The sequence below is a fragment of the Halorubrum sp. SP9 genome (assembly GCF_005435015.1).
Classification (GTDB): domain Archaea; phylum Halobacteriota; class Halobacteria; order Halobacteriales; family Haloferacaceae; genus Halorubrum; species Halorubrum sodomense.
In genome coordinates this window covers 740-2,278 of sequence record NZ_SGXU01000075.1, presented here as the reverse complement: position 1 = coordinate 2,278, position 1,539 = coordinate 740, and the positions used below count along the sequence as shown (strand labels likewise).

Genomic DNA, 1,539 nt, shown 5'->3' with positions numbered 1-1,539 from the left:
ATACACAATCGTCAATCGTCTGGCAGCGCTTCGTTGTATGGAGGTACGGGACTTCATCAACGAGGAAGTTACCGTCTTCAAGGACAACGGCCTGACGCCTGCCGCTGAGACGCTCGTTCACGAGGAGTTCTTACTCGAAGACGAAGCCATCATTCAGGCGTATCACGACGCTTGCGATCGATTAGCTGAGGAGATCGAGATCCTGTTCGACCGTGACTCGGCCTACAGTCAGGTCAATCCCGATGACGATACCTTTGAGGAACTCTGCGGGATGCTTGACGAGATACCGGACGAAGTCTGGCGGGCTGATGACGTTCTCGGCTGGATTTACGAATACTACAACCGTCCTGTCGTGGAGGCGCTTGACGCGAAGAACACCTTAGAGCCTGAAGACGTCGGCCCAGCAAATCAGTTCTATACGCCGCACTGGGTCGTACGAATGCTTGCCGACAACTCGCTCGGGAAGCTCTACCTCGAGTCCACAAATCAAGAAGATGCCGTCCCAGGCCCTGAGTCCCTAACACCCGAAGAGCGAAAAGAACGCCTCGTTACCCCTGAGGATTCTCCAAGCGTACCAGAACTCTGTACCTACCTCCTTCCGGACGAAGACGACCACGATGCACCCGAGTTCGGGCATCCGCGAGACCTGCGTGTAATCGACCCTGCCTGTGGTAGCGGACACTTTCTCCTCTACGCCTTCGATATTCTTGAGCGCATCTGGTGGGCCGAAACGGACCTTAGCCGAGGTGAGATCCCCGCAAAAATTCTCAAACACAACCTCTACGGCGTCGACATTGACTTACGCTCCTGCCAACTCTCCGCTTTCAACCTCTATCTGAAAGCCCGAACACGCGCCGAAGCCGAAGATAATGGGGATTTCGAAATGCCGAACCTTGGGATTGTCTGTGCTGATGCTCGTGTTGCCGAGGTCGAAGAGGCGATCGACGTCCTTGATGAGATTACAGGTGAAGGAACTGGCGTCCGAGAGGCTCTTAACAACATTATTCACGAATTCCAGCACACCGAAGCTCTCGGCAGTCTCCTTGATGTTCAGGGCACGCTTGAGGATGAGTTCGAAACTGGACAGTCAGATGTCTTGGAGTGGGGTGGCGACGCGCCGAAGACACTCAACGAGTTCGTTCGACGACTTGAGGAAGCCGTTGAGGAGCGTACATCAGATTCCTTCGGAGAGCAGAACCTTCGAAGCTTCCTGAACCTGCTCGTGGTCTTGACCCAAGACTACGACATCGCTCTCATGAACCCGCCGTACGGGTCACGTGGTCGGATGCCTGATAATGTACAGGAGTATGTTGAGGAACACTACGACTATACCACAGAATACTACATCAATTTCTTTGAAGCGTCTGATCGGCTCGTTCGAACGGAAGGACGCGTCGGAATGCTAGTACCACGCTCTTTCATGTTCCTCAAATCCTTCCAAGACTTCCGTGAGGACTTCATCGGCGGCCGTGGTTCGTTTGACTTCCTCACTGAATACGGCATTGACATCCTCGATAATGCGACAGTCCGAACCGCGGG

1 protein-coding gene is annotated in these 1,539 nt (G+C 53.9%); it reads left to right on the top strand.

What is annotated here, in order from left to right; all coding sequences use genetic code 11:
• Window positions 1-1,539, top strand: a 1,539-nt coding sequence (gene pglX / locus EXE45_RS16315) for a BREX-5 system adenine-specific DNA-methyltransferase PglX (protein ID WP_369333765.1), incomplete at both ends; no start/stop codon positions are given.